Genomic DNA, 19,592 nt, shown 5'->3' on the forward strand with positions numbered 1-19,592 from the left:
CCCCTCCCCCGCGACATCCGGCTCGCGTACCTCGCAGCCTCCCGGCGTGACGCCACCGGCGGGTGGTAATAATCCAGTTATGAGCGCAAAGTCCGTTGTCGTCGGTGTGGACGGGTCCGAGCACAGTCACCGTGCCCTGGAGTGGGCACTGAGCACCGCACACGAGCTCGACGCCCCGCTCGTGGTGGCCCATGTGCGCTCCGAGGCGCTTCAGCTCGGGGCCGCGCGCATCGCCTCGCTCGGCGAGACCACCGAGATCCCCGACAGCGTCATCGACGGCGTCCGCCAGTGGATCGAGGAGCGAGGCACCAGCGTGCCCGTACGGTACGAGTCGCTCGACGGCTCCGTGCCGGACGCCCTGCTGACGGAGGCCCGAACCGCGCGCCTCCTGGTGACCGGCTCCCGCGGCCGCGGCGGCTTCGCGACGCTGCTCCTGGGCTCCTCCAGCCGGGCCCTCGCCTCACACGCACCCTGCCCGGTCGTCGTCGTGCCGCACGAGGCGCGGGACGCCTCGCTGGAGAGCGGCACGGAGGCGGGCAGGATCCTGCTCGGACTCCACCCGGAGGAAACCGCCGACGAGGTCCTCGACTTCGCCTTCCACGCGGCCCGGCAACGGGGCGTGGCGCTGGAGGCGGTGACGGCCTATCGGCTCCCACCTTCGCCGATCATGCTGGTCGGCCCGCCGGCTCCGGCACTTCAAATGCCGCCACCCATCCCCGTGGACGAGACACCCGAGCTCGTCGAGGAGACCTCGCGGAATCAGGAGAAGCGGCTACGCCCCTTCACCGAGCAGTACCCGGACGTCGAGGTCGTTCCCGTCGTCGTCCCGTCGGACGCGGCGGGCCGGCTCGTCGAGGGATCACGGAAGGCGGGGCTCGTGGTCGTGGGCCGCCACCACAGACACCGGGTCCAGACGCTGCTCATGGGATCGGTCGCGCACGCGGTCCTGCACCACGCCCATTGCCCGGTCGCGGTCGTCCCGGCGGCCGCTCCCGCATCATCCTGAGCGACGAGGCCATCAAGCCTCGAACCAGGGACCCCTGACGGTTCGAGGGTTCGGACGGCGGTTCCAGAAAGCGCTTTCCGAAAGTATCGCGCAACCCATTGACGACACACGGCGGTAGCCCTAGCTTCATGCGCACCGCACTTCGTACGTCATATATGAGACGCGATACACGAGATCTGAGAGCGCCCATGGCCTTCGCCCCGAGCCCGATACCCTCCCGCACCCAGTACGTCCTGGAGGCGATCAAGCACGACATCCTGACCGGAGGGCTGAGACCGGGCCAGGCTTTGGTGGAGACCGAACTCGCCGCTCGTTTCGGGGTGTCGAAGACCCCGGTGCGCGAGGCGCTGAAGACCCTCGCGGGCAGCGGACTCGTGGTGATGAGTCAGTACAAGGGCGCGACCGTCCGCATGGTCGACGCGGACATGGCGCGTGCCGTATACGACGTGCGGCTGCTTCTGGAGCCGGAGGCGGTACGGCGCACCGTCGCCTCCGCGGCCCCGCTCGACACGGCACGGGAGGCTCTGCACCGCGCTTCCGTGGCCAACGATCCGGCCGAACGGTCCCTGGCCAACCGGGACTTCCACCGGGCGCTCTACGTCCCGTGCGGCAATCCGCTGCTCGGCCGGATGCTCGACGAGGTCCGCGACCAGGCCGCTCTGGTCTCCACCGTGGCGTGGGCCGCCGTTCCCTCCTGGGAGCGGGAGGCCGCCGAGCACGAGGAGATCCTGCGCCTGTCCGTCGCCGGAGACGTCGACGGCGCCGGCCGGGCCGTCCATGACCACATCGCCTCGTTCGTCGAACGCGCCTTCCCGCAGGAGAGTGAGTGACCATGGCCTTCGAGTCCATGAAGGCCGCGTTGGCCGATGTCGTGGCCATCCCCGTGACCCCCTTCGCCGAGGACGGTTCCCTCGACACTGCCGCGCATCGCACGCTGCTGCGCCGGCTGCTCGACGGCGGCGTACGGACGCTCACGCCGAACGGCAACACCGGCGAGTTCTATGCCCTCACTCCCGAAGAGCGGCGTCTGGTCACGGAGTTGACCGTTCAGGAGGCGGGCGACCGTGCCACGGTGCTGGTGGGCGTCGGACACGACATTCCCACCGCGATCGAGGCCGCCCGGCACGCCCGTGACGCGGGGGCCGCGATGCTGATGGTCCATCAGCCCGTGCATCCGTACGTCTCCGAGAGCGGCTGGGTCGACTACCACCGGGCCATCGCCGACGCCGTACCCGAGCTCGGCATCGTCCCCTACATCCGCAACGCCCAGCTGAGCGGGGCGCGTCTGGCCGAGCTCGGCGCCTCCTGCCCGAACGTCATCGGGGTGAAGTACGCCGTCCCGGACGCCTCCCGCTTCGCGGCCTTCTCCCGGGACGCGGGCCTCGACCGCTTCGTCTGGGTCGCGGGTCTCGCCGAGCCGTACGCACCGTCCTACTTCGCGAGCGGCGCGACGGGTTTCACCTCGGGCCTGGTCAATGTCGCTCCCTCCGTGTCCCTGGAGATGCTCACGGCGCTGCGGGCGGGTGACTACCCGGCCGCGATGAAGGTGTGGGAGCAGATCCGCCGCTTCGAGGAGCTGCGGGCCGCCCACTCCAGCGCCGACAACGTCACGGTCGTCAAGGAGGCGCTCGCCGCCCTCGGACTGTGCCGACGTGATGTCCGTCCGCCCTCCCGTGAACTGCCCGAGTCCGAGCGGGCCGAGGTCGCCTCCATAGCCGCCGGGTGGCCGGCATGAGCCGTTCGCCCGAGGAGCTGCGCAGCCATCAGTGGTACGGCACGGACGGTCTGCGCTCGTTCAGCCACCGCGCCCGCACCCGTCAGCTCGGCTATCTCCCCGAGGAGCACCTCGGCAAGCCGGTCATCGCGATTCTCAACACCTGGTCGGACATCAACCCCTGCCACGTCCATCTGCGCGACCGCGCGCAGGCCGTGAAGCGGGGGGTGTGGCAGGCCGGCGGCTTCCCGCTCGAGTTCCCGGTCTCCACGCTCTCGGAGACCTTCCAGAAGCCGACCCCGATGCTCTACCGCAACCTCCTCGCCCTGGAGACCGAGGAGTTGCTGCGCTCCTACCCGGTGGACGGTGCCGTACTGATGGGCGGGTGCGACAAGTCCACACCGGCGCTGCTCATGGGGGCGGCCAGCGTGGACCTGCCCACCGTCTTCCTGCCCGCCGGGCCGATGCTGCCGGGCCACTGGCGGGGGGAGACCCTCGGCTCCGGCACGGACATGTGGAAGTACTGGGACGACAAGCGGGCGGGTCTGATCGGCGACTGCGAGATGGCCGAGCTGGAGAGCGGTCTCGCCCGCTCCCCGGGTCACTGCATGACGATGGGGACCGCGTCCACGCTGACGGCCGCGGCCGAGACGCTCGGTGTGACGGTGCCGGGGGCGTCCTCGATCCCGGCGGTCGACTCGGGCCACGACCGGATGGCGGCCGCCTCCGGGATGCGGACCGTGGAACTCGTACGGCAGGACCTGCGGTTGTCGCGGATCCTGACCCGCGAGGCGTACGAGGACGCGGTCGCGGCCGTCCTGGCCCTCGGTGGTTCGACGAACGCGGTCATCCACCTGATCGCGATGGCCGGGCGCTCGGGGGTGAAGCTCACCCTGGACGACTTCGACCGGATCGCCAGGACCGTGCCGGTGCTCGCCAACCTACGGCCCGGCGGGCAGTACCTGATGGAGGACTTCCACTTCGCCGGCGGGATGCCCGCCTTCCTCTCCCGTCTGACGGATCTGCTCCATCTCGACCGGCCGACGGTCTCGCACGCCACGCTGCGGGAGCAGCTCGCCGGCGCCCTCGTTCACAACGACGAGGTGATCCGGGTACGGGAACGGCCGCTCGCGGCCGAGGGCGGGGTCGCGGTGCTGCGCGGCAACCTGTGCCCGGACGGCGCGGTCATCAAGCACATCGCCGCCGAGCCCCACCTGCTCAAGCACACGGGTCCTGCGGTGGTCTTCGACGACTACCGCACGATGCAGCGAACCATCGACGACCCGGCGCTCGGCATCACCGCCGACCATGTGCTGGTGCTGCGCGGTGCGGGCCCGAAGGGCGGTCCGGGGATGCCGGAGTACGGGATGCTGCCGATCCCCCGCCACCTCCTGGAGCAGGGAGTACGGGACATGGTGCGGATCTCCGACGCCCGGATGAGCGGCACGAGTTACGGCACGTGCGTGTTGCACGTCGCACCCGAGTCGCATGTGGGCGGGCCGCTCGCGCTGGTGCGTACGGGGGACGTCATCACGCTCGACGTCGAGGCGAGGACGCTTCGCCTGGAGGTCTCGGACGAGGAGCTGGAGCAGCGCAGGCGGGCGTGGACGCCTCCACCCGCACGGTACGAGCGCGGCTACGGCGCGCTCTACATGGAGCAGATCTCCCAGGCCGACACGGGCTGCGACTTCGAGTTCCTGGCCAGGCCGGGGACGACCCCGGACCCCTACGCCGGCTGATCCCGGCGGGCCGACCGCAACTCCCCGTCCGTATGGGTTCGGTATTTCGAACACTGTCTGCGAAGCGCTTCACGCCAAGATCGGAGCCGCCGTCATGGCCTCAGCTGTGACCTCACCACCCAAGGCCGCCAAGGCACCTGGGCGACGCCGCACGGGAGCGACGCCACGCCGGCTGCCGTATCTCCTGATCGCCCCCGCGGGGCTGCTGATGCTGGGCTTCATCGCCTACCCGGTGCTCAGCGTCTTCTACTACAGCCTCCAGCACTACAACCCCACCAAGCCCTGGCGGAACGGCTACGCGGGCTTCGACAACTTCACGCGCATCTTCACCGAGGACCCGCACTTCTGGGGGACGCTGACCTTCTCGCTGAAGTGGGTGGCCGTCGAGGTGACCCTCCAGCTGCTGTTCGGGCTGGCGCTCGCCCTGATCGTCAACCAGACCTTCGTGGGCCGCGCGGTGGGCCGGGCCCTGGTCTTCTCCCCGTGGGCGGTCTCCGGGGTGCTGACCTCGGCGATCTGGGTGCTGCTCTACAACTCCCAGACGGGCATCACCCGTTACCTCGCGGACATGGGGATCGGCGAGTACGGCACGTCCTGGCTTTCGGACACGGCAACGGTCTTCCCGGCGGTGGTCGTCGCCGACCTGTGGCGCGGTGTCCCCTTCTTCGCGATCCTCATCCTCGCCGACCTCCAGTCCGTACCGAAGGACCTGTACGAGGCGGCCGAGGTCGACGGAGCGGGCCGGCTGCGGCAGTTCTTCCACATCACACTGCCGCACCTGAAGGACGCCATCATCCTGTCCACGCTGCTGCGCGCGGTGTGGGAGTTCAACAACGTCGACCTGCTCTACACCCTGACGGGCGGCGGTCCCGCGGGCGAGACGACCACCCTGCCGCTGTACATCGCCAACACCAGTGTCGACGCCCACAACTTCGGTTACGCCTCCGCCCTCACGACGGTGGCGTTCGTGATCCTTCTCTTCTGCTCGATGGTCTATCTGCGCCTGAGCAAGTTCGGAGGCGAGAGCAAGTGACAGTCGAGGTCACCACCCCCGACACGGCCGCAGGCCCCGCGGCCCAGGCGCCACCACCGCCGGCCACGCCCCCGTCCGCGGGCCGCAGGCGGCGGCGCGCCTGGGACGAGGTCCCCCGCTGGCAGATCTATCTCCCGCTCGGCATCTACCTGCTCTTCACCCTCGTCCCCTTCTACTGGGTCCTGCTCTTCGCCGTCCGCCCGGCGGGCTCCACCTCTCTCGTGCCCTGGCCGATGACGACCGAGCACTTCGAGAAGGTGTGGAACGAGCGCAGCTTCGCGATCTTCTTCCAGAACAGCCTGCTCATCGGCCTGGCCACGCTGGTCACGACCACGGTTGTCGCGCTGGCCGGCGGCTACGCCCTGGCCCGCTTCGACTTCAGGCTCAAGAAGGGGTTCATGCTGGCCCTTCTGTGCTCCCAGTTCGTGCCGGGTGCGCTGCTGCTCGTGCCGCTCTTCCAGATCTTCGCGAATCTGCGGATGATCAACTCGCTGGGCAGCGTCATCATCGCGGAGACGGTCTTCCAGCTGCCCCTGTCGATGATCCTGATCAGCGGATTCATCAAGAACGTGCCGTACTCGCTCGAGGAGGCGGCCTGGGTCGACGGCTGCAGCCGGTTCACGGCCTTTCGTATCGTCGTGCTCCCGCTGCTGCGGCCGGGTCTGGTGGCCGTCGGCTCCTTCGCCTTCGTCCACTCCTGGAACCACTTCCTCTTCGCGCTGATGTTCCTCAGCAGCCAGGACAAGCAGACCATCCCGGTCGGCCTCAACACGCTGATGGGCGCCGACAGCGTCGACCTCGGAGCGCTCGCCGCCGGCGGTGTGATCGCGGCCGTGCCGGTCGTCATCGTCTTCGCCTTCATCCAGAAGTGGCTGGTCACCGGCTTCAGCGCGGGGGCGGTGAAGGGATGAGCGAGGTACGCACCCCGCTGCCCGTGGTCCTCGCCGGGGCCCGCGGTCACGGCCGCTCGCACCTGGTCAACATCAACCGGCTCGAACGGCTCGGCCTGGTGCGCCTCGCGGGCGTCTGCGAGCTGCGCCCCCTGGACGCGGAGGAGTTGGGCGGCTTCGGTACGCCGGAGCAGTCCTCCGACTTCGACGCGCTGCTCGCCTCCACCGGGGCACGGATCGCTGTCATCTGCACGCCGATCCAGACGCACACCGACCTGGCGCTGACCGCCGCCCGGCACGGGGCCCATGTGCTCCTGGAGAAGCCGCCGGCCCCTTCGTACGCGGAGTTCCGCCGGATGGCGGACGGGGTCGCGAAGGCCGGTGTGGCGTGCCAGATCGGCTTCCAGTCGCTCGGCTCGCACGCCGTCCCCGCGATCCGCCGGCTCATCGAGGAGGGCGCTGTCGGTGAGCTCCTCGGCGTCGGAGGAGCCGGGGCATGGGTGCGGGACGAGGCGTACTTCCGGCGCGCTCCCTGGGCGGGGCACCGGCGCCTCGACGGCGTGGACGTGGTCGACGGGGCGCTCACCAACCCGCTCGCCCATGCCGTCGCCACCGCGCTCGCACTCGCGGGCAGCACCCGGGCGGAGGACGTCGAGCACATCGAGACGGAGCTGCTGCGCGCGAACGCCATCGAGTCCGACGACACCTCCAGCGTCCGGATCGTCACCGCGCAGGGCACGCAGGTCACGGTCGCGGCGACGCTCTGCGCCGAGACCGCCTCCGAGCCGTATGTGATCGTCCACGGCACACGGGGCCGAATCACGCTCTGGTACAAGGACGACCGGGTCCTGCTCCAGCGTGGTGGCCACGGCCCGGTGGAGACCGTGTACGGCCGCACCGACCTGCTGGAGAACCTGGTCGCCCATCTGACCGACGGCGAGGCGCTGTGCGTGCCGCCGGAGGAGACCGGCGCGTTCATGCGGGTCGTCGAGGCGATCCGTACCGCGCCGGACCCCGTGGAGCTGCCGGGCGAGTGCTGGCGCACCGAGCCGGGCGAGAGCGCCTCCCGCCGGGTGGTCTCCGGTGTCGACGGGCTCGTCGCGGCGAGCGCCGACACCCTCAGCCTCTACTCCGAGCTCGCTCCCCCTTGGTCCCTGACCCCGAAGGCGGATGCCCGATGAACCAACCCATGGTGCTGCGCTGCGCCGGCCGTGCGGTCGCCCGCTACGTCCTGCGCCCCGATCTGGCGGCCGACCACTCCCCCCGTCCCTATCTGCACCCTGTCTCCACCCTGGCGGGTGTCGAGGTCACCGAGCAGTTGCCCGCCGACCATCCGCACCACCTGGGGGCGGGGGTCGCCGTCCCCGATGTCGCCGGGTTCAACTTCTGGGGCGGGCGCACGTTCGTCCGCGACCAGGGGCCGGTCGCGCTCGACAACCACGGCGTCCAGCGGCACGAGGGGTTCAAACTCCGCGACCCGGACGGCTTCGTCGAGGAGCTGGTCTGGGTGGCCGGCGAGCGCACCCTGCTGCGGGAGCACCGGACCGTCTCGGCCACGGCGCTCACCGACTCCGCGTGGGCACTCGACTTCACCTTCTCCCTCGCCAATGTGTCGGGCGAGGAGCTGTCCATCGGCAGCCCCGCCACCAACGGGCGGCCCGGCGCCGCCTACGGCGGCTTCTTCTGGCGAGCACCTCTGGAGGGCGCCTCCCCCGAGGTGTTCGGCGCGGACGCGGAGGGCGAGCGGTCCGTCCACGGACGGGCGGCCGACTGGGTCGCGCTCGCGGGGCAGGGCTGGACGCTGATCTTCGCCGGAGCCACGGAGGAGACCCGGCGCGACCCGTGGTTCGTGCGCGCCGCCGAGTACCCGGGTGTGGGCTCCTCCCTCGCCTTCGCCGACCGGCTGACGGTCGCGGACGGTGCGGCGGTGGTACGGCGGGTGGTGACGGTCGTGGCCGACGGGCGGCTCGACCGGGACGCGGCCGCTGCCCTCGTCCGCAAGGCGGTGACGGCGTGACCGCGACCGCGCTGCCGACCGGGGACCTCGGCGACGGGACATACCGCAATCCGATCCTGGCCGCGGACTGGTCCGACCCGGACGTGCTGCGGGTCGGCGAGGACTACTACCTCACCGCCTCCAGCTTCGGCCGGTCCCCCGGCCTTCCGCTCCTGCACTCCCGCGACCTGGTCAACTGGACGCTCGTCGGACATGCTCTTGACCGGCTGCCGCCGGAGGCCGCGTACGCCTCGCCCCGGCATGACGGCGGAGTGTGGGCGCCCTCGCTGCGCCACCACGACGGCCGGTTCTGGATCTTCTGGGGCGACCCGGACCACGGCATCTGGCAGACCAACTCCCCTTCCGTACGCGGGGAGTGGAGCATCCCGCAGCTCGTCAAGGCGGGTCGCGGCCTGATCGATCCGTGCCCCCTGTGGGACGAGGAGACCGGCGAGGCCTATCTCGTGCACGGCTGGGCGAAGTCCCGTTCGGGCATCAGCAACCGGCTGACCGGCCACCGGATGAGCCCCGACGGCGGCGGTCTCCTCGACGAGGGCAGGACGATCGTCGACGCCGACACGATCCCTGGGTGGTTCACCCTCGAAGGGCCCAAGCTCTACCGCCACGACGGCTGGTTCTGGATCCTCGCCCCGGCCGGCGGTGTGGCGACCGGTTGGCAGGGCGCGCTGCGGTCGCGTGACTTCTTCGGACCGTACGAGGAACGGGTCGTCCTGGAGCAGGGCGACACCGACGTCAACGGCCCGCATCAGGGCGGCTGGGTACGTACCCCGGGCGGCGAGGACTGGTTCGTGCACTTCCAGCAGTGCGGGGCGTACGGCCGGCTCGTCCACCTCCAGCCGATGCGCTGGGACGAGGACGGCTGGCCGGTGCTCGGGGACGCGGGCGCTCCCGTCCGCGTCCACACCAAGCCGGCGCTGCCGCCTCAGCCGGTCTCCGCGCCCGCGGTCGACGACGACTTCCCGGGCGGGCGGTTCGGGCGCCAATGGCAGTGGACGGCCAACCCCCGGGACGGCTGGGCCACCCAGCACGGGGGCGACGGACTGCGGCTGAACTGCGACCGTACGGAGGGCATCGCCGACCTCCGGACGATGCCGCACATCCTGACGCAGCGGCTGCCCGCACGCCCCGGCAGCGTCGAGGTCGAGCTGCGGCTCGACAGCGAGGAGCCGGGCGCCCGGGCCGGTCTGGTGGTGCTCGGCGACGCCTACAGCTGGATCGGGCTGCGCCGCGAGACGGACGGCACGGTCCGTTTCGTGCACCGCTTCGCCCCTCTGAACGCCGACCGTGAGCGGGACGCGGCGCCGTCCCTGCCGGTCCCCGGCAGCCGCGTGAGGCTGCGGATCGACCTGCTGTCGGGGGCCCGCTGCCGGTTCTCACACTCCGTCGACGACGGCGCCGAGGGCTCCGACGGCTTCGTGGTGAGCGGGCAGGTCTTCGCCGCCACGCCCTGGCGCTGGGTCGGCGCCCTGCTCGGTCTGTTCGCCGCCGCCCCTTCGGGCGCGGGGGGCCCGGCGGGCACGGCCGCGTTCACCTCGTTCCGTATCACCCCCTCCTGAACCCGCAACGCACGACATCCGAGAGAAGAGAGCCGACGATGACCATCTTCCGCGGCGGGCGGCGCAGAGCCGCCAGCGCCCTGGCCCTGTCGACCGTCCTCGCCCTGACCGCCACCGCCTGCGGTGACGACGGCAGCGGCGCGGCCGGAGACAAGGGCACCGAGGGATCGGGCAAGGGAAAGATCACCTTCTGGGACAACAACGGCGGTGTCCGCACCGATGTCTGGAAGGAGATCATCGCGGACTTCGAGAAGGCGAACCCCGACATCGACGTCGAGTACGTCGGGGTCGCCTCCAAGGAGGTCCAGTCGAAGTACGACACCGCGATCCAGGGCGGCGGCCTGCCGGACGTCGGTGGTGTCGGTGCGGCGATGCTCGCCGGGATCGCCGCGCAGAACGCGCTGGAGCAGCTGGACGCGCGCATCGCGTCCAGCTCGCTCAACGGCAAGCTCAACGCGGGCATGGTCGACAGCGTGAAGTCCGCGGGCGGTCAGGACAAGCTCTTCACGGTCCCGACCTCGGCGAGCAACGGTGTCCTCTACTACCGCACCGACCTGTTCAAGGCCGCCGGTCTCGACGAACCCGACACCTGGTCGAAGTTCTACGCGGCGGCCGACAAGCTGACCGCCAAGGACAAGAACAAGTTCGGCTACACGATCCGCGGCGGCGCGGGCTCCATCGCCCAGGCCCTGGACGCCATGTACGGCCAGAGCGGAATCACCAGCTTCTGGAACGGCGACAGGACCACCGTCAACGATCCGAAGAACGTGGCGGCCCTGGAGAAGTACGTGGGGCTGTTCAAGAAGAACACCCCGGCGGCGGACGTCAACAACGACTTCACCAAGATGGTCGCCCAGTGGGACAGCGGTGAGATCGGGATGCTCAACCACAACCTGGGGTCGTACCAGGACCATGTGAAGGCACTGGGCACCGAGAAGTTCCGCGGCATCCCGAACCCGACGACCGACGACGGCGCCCGGGTCATGGTGTCCAACCCGGTCGACGGTCTGGGTCTGTTCTCGTCGAGCAAGAACAAGGCGGCGGCCTGGAAGTTCATCGAGTTCGCCGCGTCGCACGCCTCCAACAGCAAGTGGAACGAGTCGGCCGGCGCGATCCCCGCCCACACCGAGGCCGCCAAGGACGCCTGGATCCAGAAGGCCGAGCCGACGAAGCTGGCCGCCGAGGTGCTGTTCAGCGGCAAGGCGACGATCATCCAGCTGCCGTACTACCTGCCCGACTGGAACACCATCTCCAAGGCCGACAACGAGCCCGGCTTCCAGAAGGTCCTGCTCGGAAAGTCCTCCGCCAAGGAGTTCCTGGACGGCCTGGCCGAGCAGCTGAACACGGCACAGGCCGAGTGGAAGTCGCAGAACAAGTGACCGTCGCCCGACGGCGGATCCTCACGGCCGGGGCGGGTCTCGTGCTCGCCCCGGTCCTTGCACCCACCGCACACGCCGCCCCCTCCCGAGGAAAGCCCCGTATGCGCACCCTGTTCATCGCCGGCGACTCCACGGCCGCCCAGAAGTACGCCGACGCAGCACCCGAGACCGGCTGGGGCATGGCGCTCCCCTTCTTCCTGCACAAGGACGTGACGGTCGCCAACCACGCCATCAACGGCCGCAGCACGAAGAGCTTCATCGACGAGGGCCGGCTCGACGCGATCCTCGAGGTGATCCGGCCCGGCGACCTCCTCCTGATCCAGTTCGCCCACAACGACCAGAAGGACACCGACCCCACCCGCTACACCGAGCCCTGGAGCACCTACCAGGACAACCTGCTCCGGTATGTCTCGCAGGCGCGGGAGCGCGGTGCGCGGCCCGTGCTCGCCACCTCCGTGGAACGGCGCAGGTTCGACGCCGACGGCACGGCGCTGCGGACGCTCGGGGACTACCCGGCCGCGATGCGGGAGGTCGCCCGGGACGAGGAAGTCGACCTCCTCGACATCCAGGAGCTGTCCCTGGCGCTGTGGCAGAAGCTCGGCCCCGAGACGACCAAGACGTACTTCAACTGGACGCCGGCCGAGCAGGACAACACCCATTTCAACCCGCCGGGGGCCATCGCCGTGGCACGGCTGGTCGCGGCCGAGCTGCTGCACACCCGGGTGCTCGCCCCGCGCGACACGCACCGCATCGACGAAGAGATCCCCACCGAGTGGGTCACCTGGCCCGATTCCGAGGAGAGTTGAACGTGAGACGACACAAGAGCCTCTGGCTGGTGGGCGCGACCGCCCTCGTCCTGGGCATCACCGGTCCCACCGGCGTCGCGCGGGCGGCGAGCGATCCCGCCCGTCAGACCCTGCCGGCCGGGGACGGCTGGGCGTCGGAGGGCGCGGGGACGAGCGGCGGCGCGGCGGCCGACGCCTCGCGGGTCTTCACGGTCACGACCTGGGAGCAGTTCCGGGCCGCGCTCGCCGTGCCGGGGACCGCACCGAGGATCGTGAAGATCGTGGGGACGCTGAACGCGACGGCGGCGGGATGCTCGGCCTTCGAGGCACCGGGCTACGACTTCGACCGCTATCTCGCGGACTACGACCCGGCGGTCTGGGGGTACGAGACGACTGTGAGCGGCCCGCAGGAGGATCTGCGGGCGGCCTCCGCGACCAGCCAGGGCAAGGCGATCAAGGCGTACGTCCCCGCCAACACGACCGTCGTCGGGGTCGGCAGGAAGGCCGGGATCGTCGGCGGCAGCCTGCAGATCCAGGGCGTCGACAACGTCGTGGTCCGGAACCTGACGCTGGAGAGCCCGCTCGACTGCTTCCCGCAGTGGGACCCCACCGACGGTGCGACCGGTGCATGGAACTCCGAGTACGACAGCATGGTCGTCTACGGCTCCACGCACGTCTGGATCGACCACAACACGTTCACCGACGGCGCGCACCCGGACAGTTCGCTGCCGAGGTACTACGGCGAGGTCTACCAGCAGCACGACGGCGAGCTGGACATCGTGCGCGGCGCGGATCTGGTGACCGCGTCCTGGAACGTCTTCGCCGACCACGACAAGACGCTGATGATCGGCAACAGCGACAGCGCGGGCGCCACCGACCGCGACAAGCTGCGGGTCACCCTGCACCACAACCTCTTCAAGAACGTGATCGAGCGGGCGCCCCGGGTCCGCTTCGGCAAGGTCGACGTGTACAACAACCACTTCGTGGTGCCGGCCTCCGGCTACGCGTACAGCCTCGGTGTCGGTCAGGAGTCCCAACTCGTCGCCGAGAAGAACGCGTTCACGGTGCCCACGGGCGTCGGCGTGGGGACGATCCTGAAGAAGTGGAAGGACGCCCCGGTCACGACGGTGGGGAACCTCGTCAACGGCCGGCCCGTCGATCTGCTCGCGGTCCACAACACGGAGTTCCCGGGCGAGATCCTGCGCGACGGAGCCGGCTGGACTCCGGTGCTGCGCGGCCGGGTCGACGCCCCGCAGGCCCTGCCCGGCCTGGTCGACCACCGCGCCGGCGCGGGCCGGATCTGCTGACCGGAGGCGGGGCGGCCCACCGTGGCCACCCGTCCGGCCTCCGCCCCGCCTCCCGCTCCGTCCCCCTCTTCTTTTCGCACCCTTCGATGAAGGAGCTCTTTGCCATGCCTCCGCCCAGTCGTCGTGCGCTGCTGACCGCGGGCACCGCGGCGGCGCTCTCCCTCGCCGTCGCCGCCGTCCCCACGGCCGCCGCCGCCCGTTCCGCGCGGCCGTTCGGCCGCTTCGGCTCGCCCTCCCGGCGGCTGACCGAGCGCACCCTGTACGTCCACCCCGGTGGGCTCGGCGACCACACGAGCGTCCAGGCCGCGGTGTCCGCGGCGAGCGGCTCCGGCCGGACGGTCGTCATCGCCCCCGGCACGTACCGCGAGACGGTCGCGGTCGGCGCGGCCGCGACCGGCATGACGTGGATCGGGGCGAGCGAGGACCCCCGCGACGTGGTCGTCGTGTACGACAACGCGGCAGGCACGGTTCGCCCCGACGGCACGACGTTCGGCACCTCCGGTTCGGCCACGACCACCGTCCAGGCGGACGGCTTCGCCGCCCGTTGGATCACCTTCGCCAACGATTTCCTCCGCACCGACCTCCCCGGGAACCCCGGCACCCAGGCGGTGGCGATCAAGGTGCAGGGCGACCGGTCGTCCTTCCTGCACTGCCGGTTCCTCGGCCACCAGGACACGCTGTACGTCGACTCGATGTCCCTGGCCGCCGTCGCCCGCCAGTACTTCGCCCATTGCTATGTCGAGGGTGACGTCGACTTCGTCTTCGGCCGCGCCCGTGCGGTGTTCGAGCACTGCCATTTCCGTACGCTGCTGCGCAGCGATCTGACCTCCGCACCGCACGGCTTCGTCTTCGCCCCGTCCACCGCCGGCGCCAACCCGTACGGTTTCCTGGCCACCCGCTGCCGGGTGACGACCGAGGCGCCTGACGGCTACTACAAGCTGGCCCGCCCGTGGGTGCCGAGCTCGGACCCCACCGCCTGGCCCGCGCTCGTGGTCCGCGACAGCGTCCTGGGGCCGGGCGTCGACGCCGTCGCTCCGTACGCGAACATGCGCGACGCCTATCCGTGGCAGGCCCAGCGGTTCGCCGAGTACCGCAACACGGGCCCCGGCGCGGCGATCACCGTCCCGGAGAACCGGCCCCAGCTCACGGCGGTGCAGGCCGAGTCGGCGACCGCGTCGGCGTATCTGGGCGACTGGACGCCCGGGCGGACCGGTTCGACCATGAACTGACGGTCGGTGAACGTGCCGGCGACGTACCGACCGTCGCGCTCGGCACAGTGACGTGGGGAGGGGTCCTCCGGCGGGTGCCCCTCCCCGCTTGTCGTTCCCGGGGAGGCCGCCGGTGCCGCCCGGTGGTGAGCGGTTGCCGGTCAGCCGGCGAACGGGGTGGCGTGCAGTCCTTCACCGATGCCGGGCAGGACGAGCAGCGAGCCGGCGTCCGGCTCGGGCTCCCGCAGGCCCGTGCGGGCCGTGGTGACGTACAGATCGCGCAGTCCGGGGCCACCGAACGCGCAGGCGGTCGGTCGGGCCACGGGAAGCGGGAGGATCCGGTCGAGCGTGCCGCGCGGGGTGTAGCGGCGCAGGGCTCCGCCGTCCCAGAGCGCGACCCAGACACAGTCTTCGGCGTCCACGGCGAGTCCGTCGGGGAAACCCGCGCCCTCCTCGACGGTCGCGAACTCCCGGCGCTCGACCACGTGTCCGTCCTCGACGCGCAGCATGTCCACGCGGCGGGTGGGGGTGTCGATGTAGTAGGTGAGGGTGTGGTCGGGGCTCCAGCCGACGCCGTTGCTGATGGTGACCTTGTCGAGGAGGGTGGTCGTGGCGCCGTCGGGGGCTGTCCGGACGAGGTTGCCGCCGCCGGCCTCCTCGTCGTAGCGCATGGTTCCGGCCCACAGGCTGCCGTCGGGGGCGACGGCGGCGTCGTTGCCGCGCCGTCCGGGTACGGGGTCGTGGCGGAGCCAGGAGAAGGCGCCGTCGGCGGAGTAGAGGCCGATGCCGTCCCGGAGATTGGCGACGAGTCCGCCGCCGACGCGCGGTTTCACCGCCCCGATGTGCTGGTCGACGGCCAACACGGAGCGGCGGCCGCTCGCCGGCTCGTAGGTGTGGACGCGGCGGCCGAGGATGTCGACCCAGAGGAGCCGCTCGCCGGCGGTGTCCCATGTGGGCCCCTCGCCGAGTTCGGCGTCCTCGCATACCGCGACCTCGGTCTTCACCGTCCGCCCCGGTGGCCGAGGCGCAGGGAGAGGTCGGCGGCGCCCTTGGCGGCGAGTTCGGCCAGTTCACCTTCGCGCTGCTCACTCCAGCGGATCATGGGGGCGGAGATGGACAGGGCGGCGACGACCCGGCCGGCGCGGTCGCGCACGGGGGCGGCGACACAGCTGACATCGGGGTTGGATTCTTGGTGCTCGCTCGCGGTCCCTCGCGCGCGGATCTCGGCGAGGGCGGCCCGCAGGGCGTCCGGCTCGGTGATGCTGTCGGGGGTCATGCCGACCAGGTCGCGGCCCTCGATGCGGGCGTCGAGCTCGTCCTCGGGGAGGGCGGCGAGCAGCATCTTGCCGACGGCGGTGCAGTGGGCGGGCAGCCGGCGGCCCGCGGCCGAGACCATGCGGACGGCATGGGTGGAGTCGACCTTGGCGATGTAGATGACGTCCGTGTCCTCCAGGATCGCGACATGGACGGTTTCGTCGCAGGTCTCGGCGACCTCGCGGGCCACGTTCTGCCCTTCGGCGGCGAGGTCGAGCTGCTCGGCGTAGCGGCTGCCGAGCTGGTAGGTGCGCACGCCGAGGCGGTAACGACCCGGCTGTTCCGGTATGGGCACCAGGTAGGCGCGGGCGGTGAGGGTGGAGAGCAACTCGTGCGTGGTGGTGCGCGGGAGTTGGAGCCTGCGGGTGATCTCGGGGGCGGAGAGCGTTCCGTCGCCCTGCAGGAACAGCTCCAGAATGTCGAATGCTCTGGCCACCGCGGGAACGAGGCGTCCCATGACCATCACCCACCCCTCTTGTTCGATATTCCGACCGTCGATCGGTATGGCGAACGCAGGCTAGCGGTGGGGCTGTTCGTCGGGCAATGGTTGTGCGGGCCATTGACACCATGGCGGCCCGCAAATACGGTCACGCCACCATTTCGAACGTGTGACGAAATATCGAACAACTCCGGGAGCCAGCACCGTGCGCATCACGGGAATCACCACACAACACCCTGGCGCAATCTCACCTACGTCCAGGTGCACACCGACGAGGGTCTGACCGGGGTCGGCGAGACCCGGATGCTGGGTCGTACCGACGCGCTCGTCGGGTACTTGCGCGAGGCCGAGGCCAACCACATCGCGGGGTCCGACCCGTTCGGAACCGGCCACTTCGAGCTGGACGCCGAGCAGTCGCGGTACGCGGTGTCGCTGATCGAGGCGGTCCGGGACGCGATCGGGCCCGACACCGAGCTGATGCTGGAGATGCACGGGCGGTTCTCGCCCGCCACGGCGGTGCGACTGGCGCGCGAGCTGGCGCCGTTCCGGCCGGCGTGGCTGGAGGAGCCGGTGCCGCCGGAGAACCTGAAGGCGCTGGAGAAGGTCGCCGCCAAGGTGGACCTGCCGATCGCGACCGGAGAGCGCATCCACGACCGGATCGAGTTCCGGGAGCTCTTCGAGTCGCAGGCGGTCGACATCATCCAGCCGGACCTGGGACACATGGGCGGCATTCTGGAGACCCGCAAGCTCGCCGCCACCGCCGAGACCCACTACATGCTGGTGGCGCCGCACAACGTGGGCGGTTCGGTGCTCACCGCGGCCTCACTGCAACTGGCCGCCTGCACACCGGACTTCAAGATCCTGGAGCACTTCAACGACTTCGCGGACGCCGAGATCAAGAAGGTCGTGCGCGGGGCGCCGCAGGTCGATCCGGAGACGGGCTGCTTCGAGGTGTCGCACGCGCCGGGACTCGGGGTCGAGCTGGACGTGGACGCCGCCGCCGAGTTCCCCCAGCAGCGGGCCCGGTTCGATCTGTGGGCCGAGGGCTGGGAGCGGAGGGACCCGAAGTGAGCGGCCCGCAGGCCTCCGGGGTCAGCCGGGCGGTCGTGGTCGAGGCGCCCGGTGAACACCGGCTCGTGGAGCGGGAGATGCCCGAGCCCGGCCCCGGCGAGGTACGGGTGCGGGTCGCCGCCGCCGGGATCTGCATGAGCGACCGCGAGGTGTACGACGGGCACCGCGCGCCCGGCTACGTCCGCTACCCGGTCACCCCTGGGCACGAGTGGGCCGGCACAGTGGAGGCCGTCGGGGCAGGCGTCGATCCCGCCCTCGTGGGGCGGGGCTGCGTCGCCGAGGGCTTTCGCGCCTGCGGGACCTGCAAGCGGTGCCGGTGCGGGGAGACCAGCCTGTGCACGGCGGGGTACGCGGAGACCCGCTTCACCGAGCCGGGCGCCTTCGCGGACCATCTGGTCGTGCCCGCACGGCTGTTGCACCTGCTGCCCCCCGGGGCCGACCTGCGTGCCGCCGCGCTCATCGAACCCGCGGCCGTGATCGCCGCCGCGATACGGGTGGGGCGGCCGCGTCCCGGTGAGCGCGTGGCCGTCGTCGGCGCCGGCACGCTCGGGCTGCTCGCCGTCCAGCTGCTCGCCGCGTCCTCGCCGGCCGAGCTGGTCGCGGTCGACCCTCGTGCGGCGCGTGGCGAGCAGGCGCTGCGGCACGGGGCGAGCGAGGCCCTGAGCCCCGAGGAGGCCGGTGCCGCCTCGCTCGGCCGCTTCGACCTGGTCGTGGAGACCGCCGGGGCACCCTCCACGGCCGCTTCCGCCTGTCTCCTCGCCCGCAGGGGCGGCCGGGTCGTTCTGACCGGGATGTTCGCGGCCGGGGCGACCGGTATCGACCCCGTGCATCTCTCGGTCAGCCAGCTGGAGATCCGCAGCGTCTTCGGGGCGCCGTCGGCCGCCTGGGCCGATGCCGTGCGCGCCTTCGGTCTGGGGCTGCTCGACCCCGCACCGCTGATCAGCCACGAGTTCCCACTGGAGCGATTCGCGGAGGCTGTCGCGCTGGTCGGCGGCGGCGATCCGGAGACCGGCAAGGTGCTGCTGCGCCCCTGAGCGTCGCGGCCCGCCACGCCCGCCGTTCGCACGCGCGCGAGCCGTACGGCGGTGCGGGAGCCCTGACGCCCCGTACCGCCGTGCACCCACTGAACCGAACCCTGTCCGATATACCGAACAAAGGACGATCGTGACCGCTGCCTCCCCACCCCGGCGCCCCGGCGTCGACGCGCTCGCGCGGATCGGCCATCCGGTGCCGCCCCTCGATCCCGCCGACGCCTCGCCTCACGCCTTCCCCGACGGCGGCACGTGGCGCACCGAGATCCCTTCCGTGGAGGGCCCGGAGGCGCTCGCCGTCGTCCTGAAGGAGAGCGCCCGGCTCGACCTGCCGGTGCACCGGATCAGTCAGGGCAGCGGTGTCTGGATGCTGTCCGACGCCGAGATCACGGAGATGGTGGAGAGCTGCGCCGAACGCTCCGTCGAGCTCTGCCTGTTCACCGGACCGCGCGGCATATGGGACATCGGCGCCGCCACCCGTACCGACTCGGGCGGCGCCGGGCTACGGGCCCGGGGCCACGACGCACTCGCCGGATGCGTCGAAGACGCCCTGCGCGCCGCCGACTTGGGGGTGCGCTGCCTGCTCGTCGCCGACGAGGGCGTGCTCTGGACGCTGCACCGGATGCGGGAGTCCGGCGCCCTGCCGGCCGACATCACGTTCAAGGCCTCGGCGCTCATCGGCCCCGTCAATCCCGCCTCGTACGCGGTGTACGAGCGCCTCGGCGCGGTCTCCCTCAACGTCCCCTCCGACCTCACCCTCGACCACCTCACCGAGATCCGCCGGGCCAGTCGCGCGCCCATGGACCTCTATGTGGAGGCCCCCGACGACCTCGGGGGGTACGTCCGGATGTACGAGGCGGCCGAGCTGATCCGGCGGGGCGCGCCGCTCTACCTCAAGTTCGGGCTCAGCAAGTCCCCCGGCATCTATCCGTACGGCGCCCATCTGCGTGAGCACACTCTCGCCACCGCCCGGGAACGCGTCCGGCGCGGACGGCTCGTGCTCGATCTGCTGGCCCGGCACGGAGCCGACGGCGGGATGTCGCCGCTCGGCTCCCGGCTGCCCGGCGACCTCCGCCGCTTCCCCGCCCCCGAAGGGAACTGAC

General features: G+C 71.1%; 18 protein-coding genes. 16 read left to right on the plus strand and 2 right to left on the minus strand.

Annotated features, from left to right (window positions below; translation table 11 throughout):
* The first annotated feature begins 79 nt into the window (after nucleotides 1-79).
* From ACZ561_RS09395 to ACZ561_RS09455, 13 genes are all read left to right on the plus strand, one after another.
* Entirely contained in the window at nucleotides 80-1,006 is a 927-nt protein-coding gene (locus ACZ561_RS09395; protein ID WP_470991496.1) for a universal stress protein, read from the plus strand.
* Between the two features lie 188 nt (nucleotides 1,007-1,194).
* Nucleotides 1,195-1,836 carry a GntR family transcriptional regulator gene (locus ACZ561_RS09400; protein WP_470991499.1) on the plus strand — a complete coding sequence of 214 codons (642 nt, stop codon included), beginning with the start codon at nucleotides 1,195-1,197 and terminating at the stop codon, nucleotides 1,834-1,836.
* A 2-nt stretch (nucleotides 1,837-1,838) separates the two neighbouring features.
* Nucleotides 1,839-2,741, plus strand: coding sequence for a dihydrodipicolinate synthase family protein (locus ACZ561_RS09405; protein WP_470991502.1), 903 nt, complete (start codon nucleotides 1,839-1,841; stop codon nucleotides 2,739-2,741).
* A complete protein-coding gene (gene araD / locus ACZ561_RS09410; RefSeq protein WP_470991504.1) occupies nucleotides 2,738-4,459 on the plus strand; it encodes an L-arabinonate dehydratase in 1,722 nt (573 codons plus the stop codon). Before ACZ561_RS09405 ends, araD begins: the two co-directional genes overlap by 4 nt.
* 94 nt (nucleotides 4,460-4,553) lie before the next feature.
* Nucleotides 4,554-5,492 (plus strand): carbohydrate ABC transporter permease, encoded by a 939-nt coding sequence (locus tag ACZ561_RS09415; protein ID WP_470991507.1) that lies wholly within the window; start codon nucleotides 4,554-4,556, stop codon nucleotides 5,490-5,492.
* Nucleotides 5,489-6,403, plus strand: a complete 915-nt coding sequence (locus tag ACZ561_RS09420) for a carbohydrate ABC transporter permease (protein ID WP_470991510.1) — start codon at nucleotides 5,489-5,491, stop codon at nucleotides 6,401-6,403. Before ACZ561_RS09415 ends, ACZ561_RS09420 begins: the two co-directional genes overlap by 4 nt.
* Nucleotides 6,400-7,563 carry a Gfo/Idh/MocA family protein gene (locus tag ACZ561_RS09425; protein ID WP_470991513.1) on the plus strand — a complete coding sequence of 388 codons (1,164 nt, stop codon included), beginning with the start codon at nucleotides 6,400-6,402 and terminating at the stop codon, nucleotides 7,561-7,563. Before ACZ561_RS09420 ends, ACZ561_RS09425 begins: the two co-directional genes overlap by 4 nt.
* Entirely contained in the window at nucleotides 7,560-8,399 is an 840-nt protein-coding gene (locus tag ACZ561_RS09430; RefSeq protein ID WP_470991516.1) for a DUF6807 domain-containing protein, read from the plus strand. The genes ACZ561_RS09425 and ACZ561_RS09430 overlap by 4 nt, the downstream gene beginning before the upstream one ends.
* Nucleotides 8,396-9,955 (plus strand): glycoside hydrolase family 43 protein, encoded by a 1,560-nt coding sequence (locus ACZ561_RS09435; protein ID WP_470991519.1) that lies wholly within the window; start codon nucleotides 8,396-8,398, stop codon nucleotides 9,953-9,955. Before ACZ561_RS09430 ends, ACZ561_RS09435 begins: the two co-directional genes overlap by 4 nt.
* A 38-nt stretch (nucleotides 9,956-9,993) precedes the next feature.
* Nucleotides 9,994-11,334, plus strand: a complete 1,341-nt coding sequence (locus ACZ561_RS09440) for an ABC transporter substrate-binding protein (RefSeq protein ID WP_470991522.1) — start codon at nucleotides 9,994-9,996, stop codon at nucleotides 11,332-11,334.
* Complete coding sequence (locus ACZ561_RS09445) at nucleotides 11,331-12,140, plus strand: rhamnogalacturonan acetylesterase (RefSeq protein ID WP_470991525.1); 810 nt, start codon at nucleotides 11,331-11,333, stop codon at nucleotides 12,138-12,140. Before ACZ561_RS09440 ends, ACZ561_RS09445 begins: the two co-directional genes overlap by 4 nt.
* Before the next feature lie 2 nt (nucleotides 12,141-12,142).
* Nucleotides 12,143-13,426 (plus strand): pectate lyase family protein, encoded by a 1,284-nt coding sequence (locus ACZ561_RS09450; protein WP_470991528.1) that lies wholly within the window; start codon nucleotides 12,143-12,145, stop codon nucleotides 13,424-13,426.
* Nucleotides 13,427-13,530: 104 nt separating this feature from the next.
* Complete coding sequence (locus ACZ561_RS09455) at nucleotides 13,531-14,655, plus strand: pectinesterase family protein (protein WP_470991531.1); 1,125 nt, start codon at nucleotides 13,531-13,533, stop codon at nucleotides 14,653-14,655.
* Nucleotides 14,656-14,795: 140 nt separating this feature from the next.
* On the opposite strand, the gene ACZ561_RS09460 is transcribed toward ACZ561_RS09455, so the two are convergent.
* A complete protein-coding gene (locus tag ACZ561_RS09460; protein WP_470991534.1) occupies nucleotides 14,796-15,638 on the minus strand; it encodes an SMP-30/gluconolactonase/LRE family protein in 843 nt (280 codons plus the stop codon).
* On the minus strand, nucleotides 15,635-16,405 hold the full coding sequence (locus tag ACZ561_RS09465) for an IclR family transcriptional regulator (RefSeq protein WP_470991536.1): 771 nt from the start codon (nucleotides 16,403-16,405) through the stop codon (nucleotides 15,635-15,637). The genes ACZ561_RS09460 and ACZ561_RS09465 overlap by 4 nt, the downstream gene beginning before the upstream one ends.
* A gap of 159 nt (nucleotides 16,406-16,564) precedes the next feature.
* Between ACZ561_RS09465 and ACZ561_RS09470 the strand changes: the two genes are divergently transcribed.
* The 3 genes from ACZ561_RS09470 (at nucleotide 16,565) to ACZ561_RS09480 (ending at nucleotide 19,591) form a co-directional block, all read left to right on the plus strand.
* Nucleotides 16,565-17,458, plus strand: coding sequence for a mandelate racemase/muconate lactonizing enzyme family protein (locus ACZ561_RS09470; RefSeq protein ID WP_470992942.1), 894 nt, complete (start codon nucleotides 16,565-16,567; stop codon nucleotides 17,456-17,458).
* A 77-nt stretch (nucleotides 17,459-17,535) separates the two neighbouring features.
* Entirely contained in the window at nucleotides 17,536-18,492 is a 957-nt protein-coding gene (locus tag ACZ561_RS09475) for a zinc-dependent alcohol dehydrogenase (RefSeq protein ID WP_470992945.1), read from the plus strand.
* Between the two features lie 130 nt (nucleotides 18,493-18,622).
* Entirely contained in the window at nucleotides 18,623-19,591 is a 969-nt protein-coding gene (locus tag ACZ561_RS09480) for a hypothetical protein (protein ID WP_470991540.1), read from the plus strand.
* Nucleotide 19,592: the final 1 nt, after the last annotated feature.

It is taken from the genome of Streptomyces sp. NPDC039609 (assembly GCF_055596705.1).

Excerpts from the sequence above, each read along its gene's own strand:
- ACZ561_RS09395 (WP_470991496.1), top strand. The coding sequence starts at position 80 with ATGAGCGCAAAGTCCGTTGTCGTCGGTGTGGACGGGTCCGAGCACAGT.
- ACZ561_RS09400 (WP_470991499.1), top strand. The coding sequence starts at position 1,195 with ATGGCCTTCGCCCCGAGCCCGATACCCTCCCGCACCCAGTACGTCCTG.
- ACZ561_RS09405 (WP_470991502.1), top strand. The coding sequence starts at position 1,839 with ATGGCCTTCGAGTCCATGAAGGCCGCGTTGGCCGATGTCGTGGCCATC.
- araD (WP_470991504.1), top strand. The coding sequence starts at position 2,738 with ATGAGCCGTTCGCCCGAGGAGCTGCGCAGCCATCAGTGGTACGGCACG.
- ACZ561_RS09415 (WP_470991507.1), top strand. The coding sequence starts at position 4,554 with ATGGCCTCAGCTGTGACCTCACCACCCAAGGCCGCCAAGGCACCTGGG.
- ACZ561_RS09425 (WP_470991513.1), top strand. The coding sequence starts at position 6,400 with ATGAGCGAGGTACGCACCCCGCTGCCCGTGGTCCTCGCCGGGGCCCGC.
- ACZ561_RS09430 (WP_470991516.1), top strand. The coding sequence starts at position 7,560 with ATGAACCAACCCATGGTGCTGCGCTGCGCCGGCCGTGCGGTCGCCCGC.
- ACZ561_RS09440 (WP_470991522.1), top strand. The coding sequence starts at position 9,994 with ATGACCATCTTCCGCGGCGGGCGGCGCAGAGCCGCCAGCGCCCTGGCC.
- ACZ561_RS09455 (WP_470991531.1), top strand. The coding sequence starts at position 13,531 with ATGCCTCCGCCCAGTCGTCGTGCGCTGCTGACCGCGGGCACCGCGGCG.
- ACZ561_RS09465 (WP_470991536.1), bottom strand. The coding sequence starts at position 16,405 with ATGGGACGCCTCGTTCCCGCGGTGGCCAGAGCATTCGACATTCTGGAG.
- ACZ561_RS09475 (WP_470992945.1), top strand. The coding sequence starts at position 17,536 with ATGCCCGAGCCCGGCCCCGGCGAGGTACGGGTGCGGGTCGCCGCCGCC.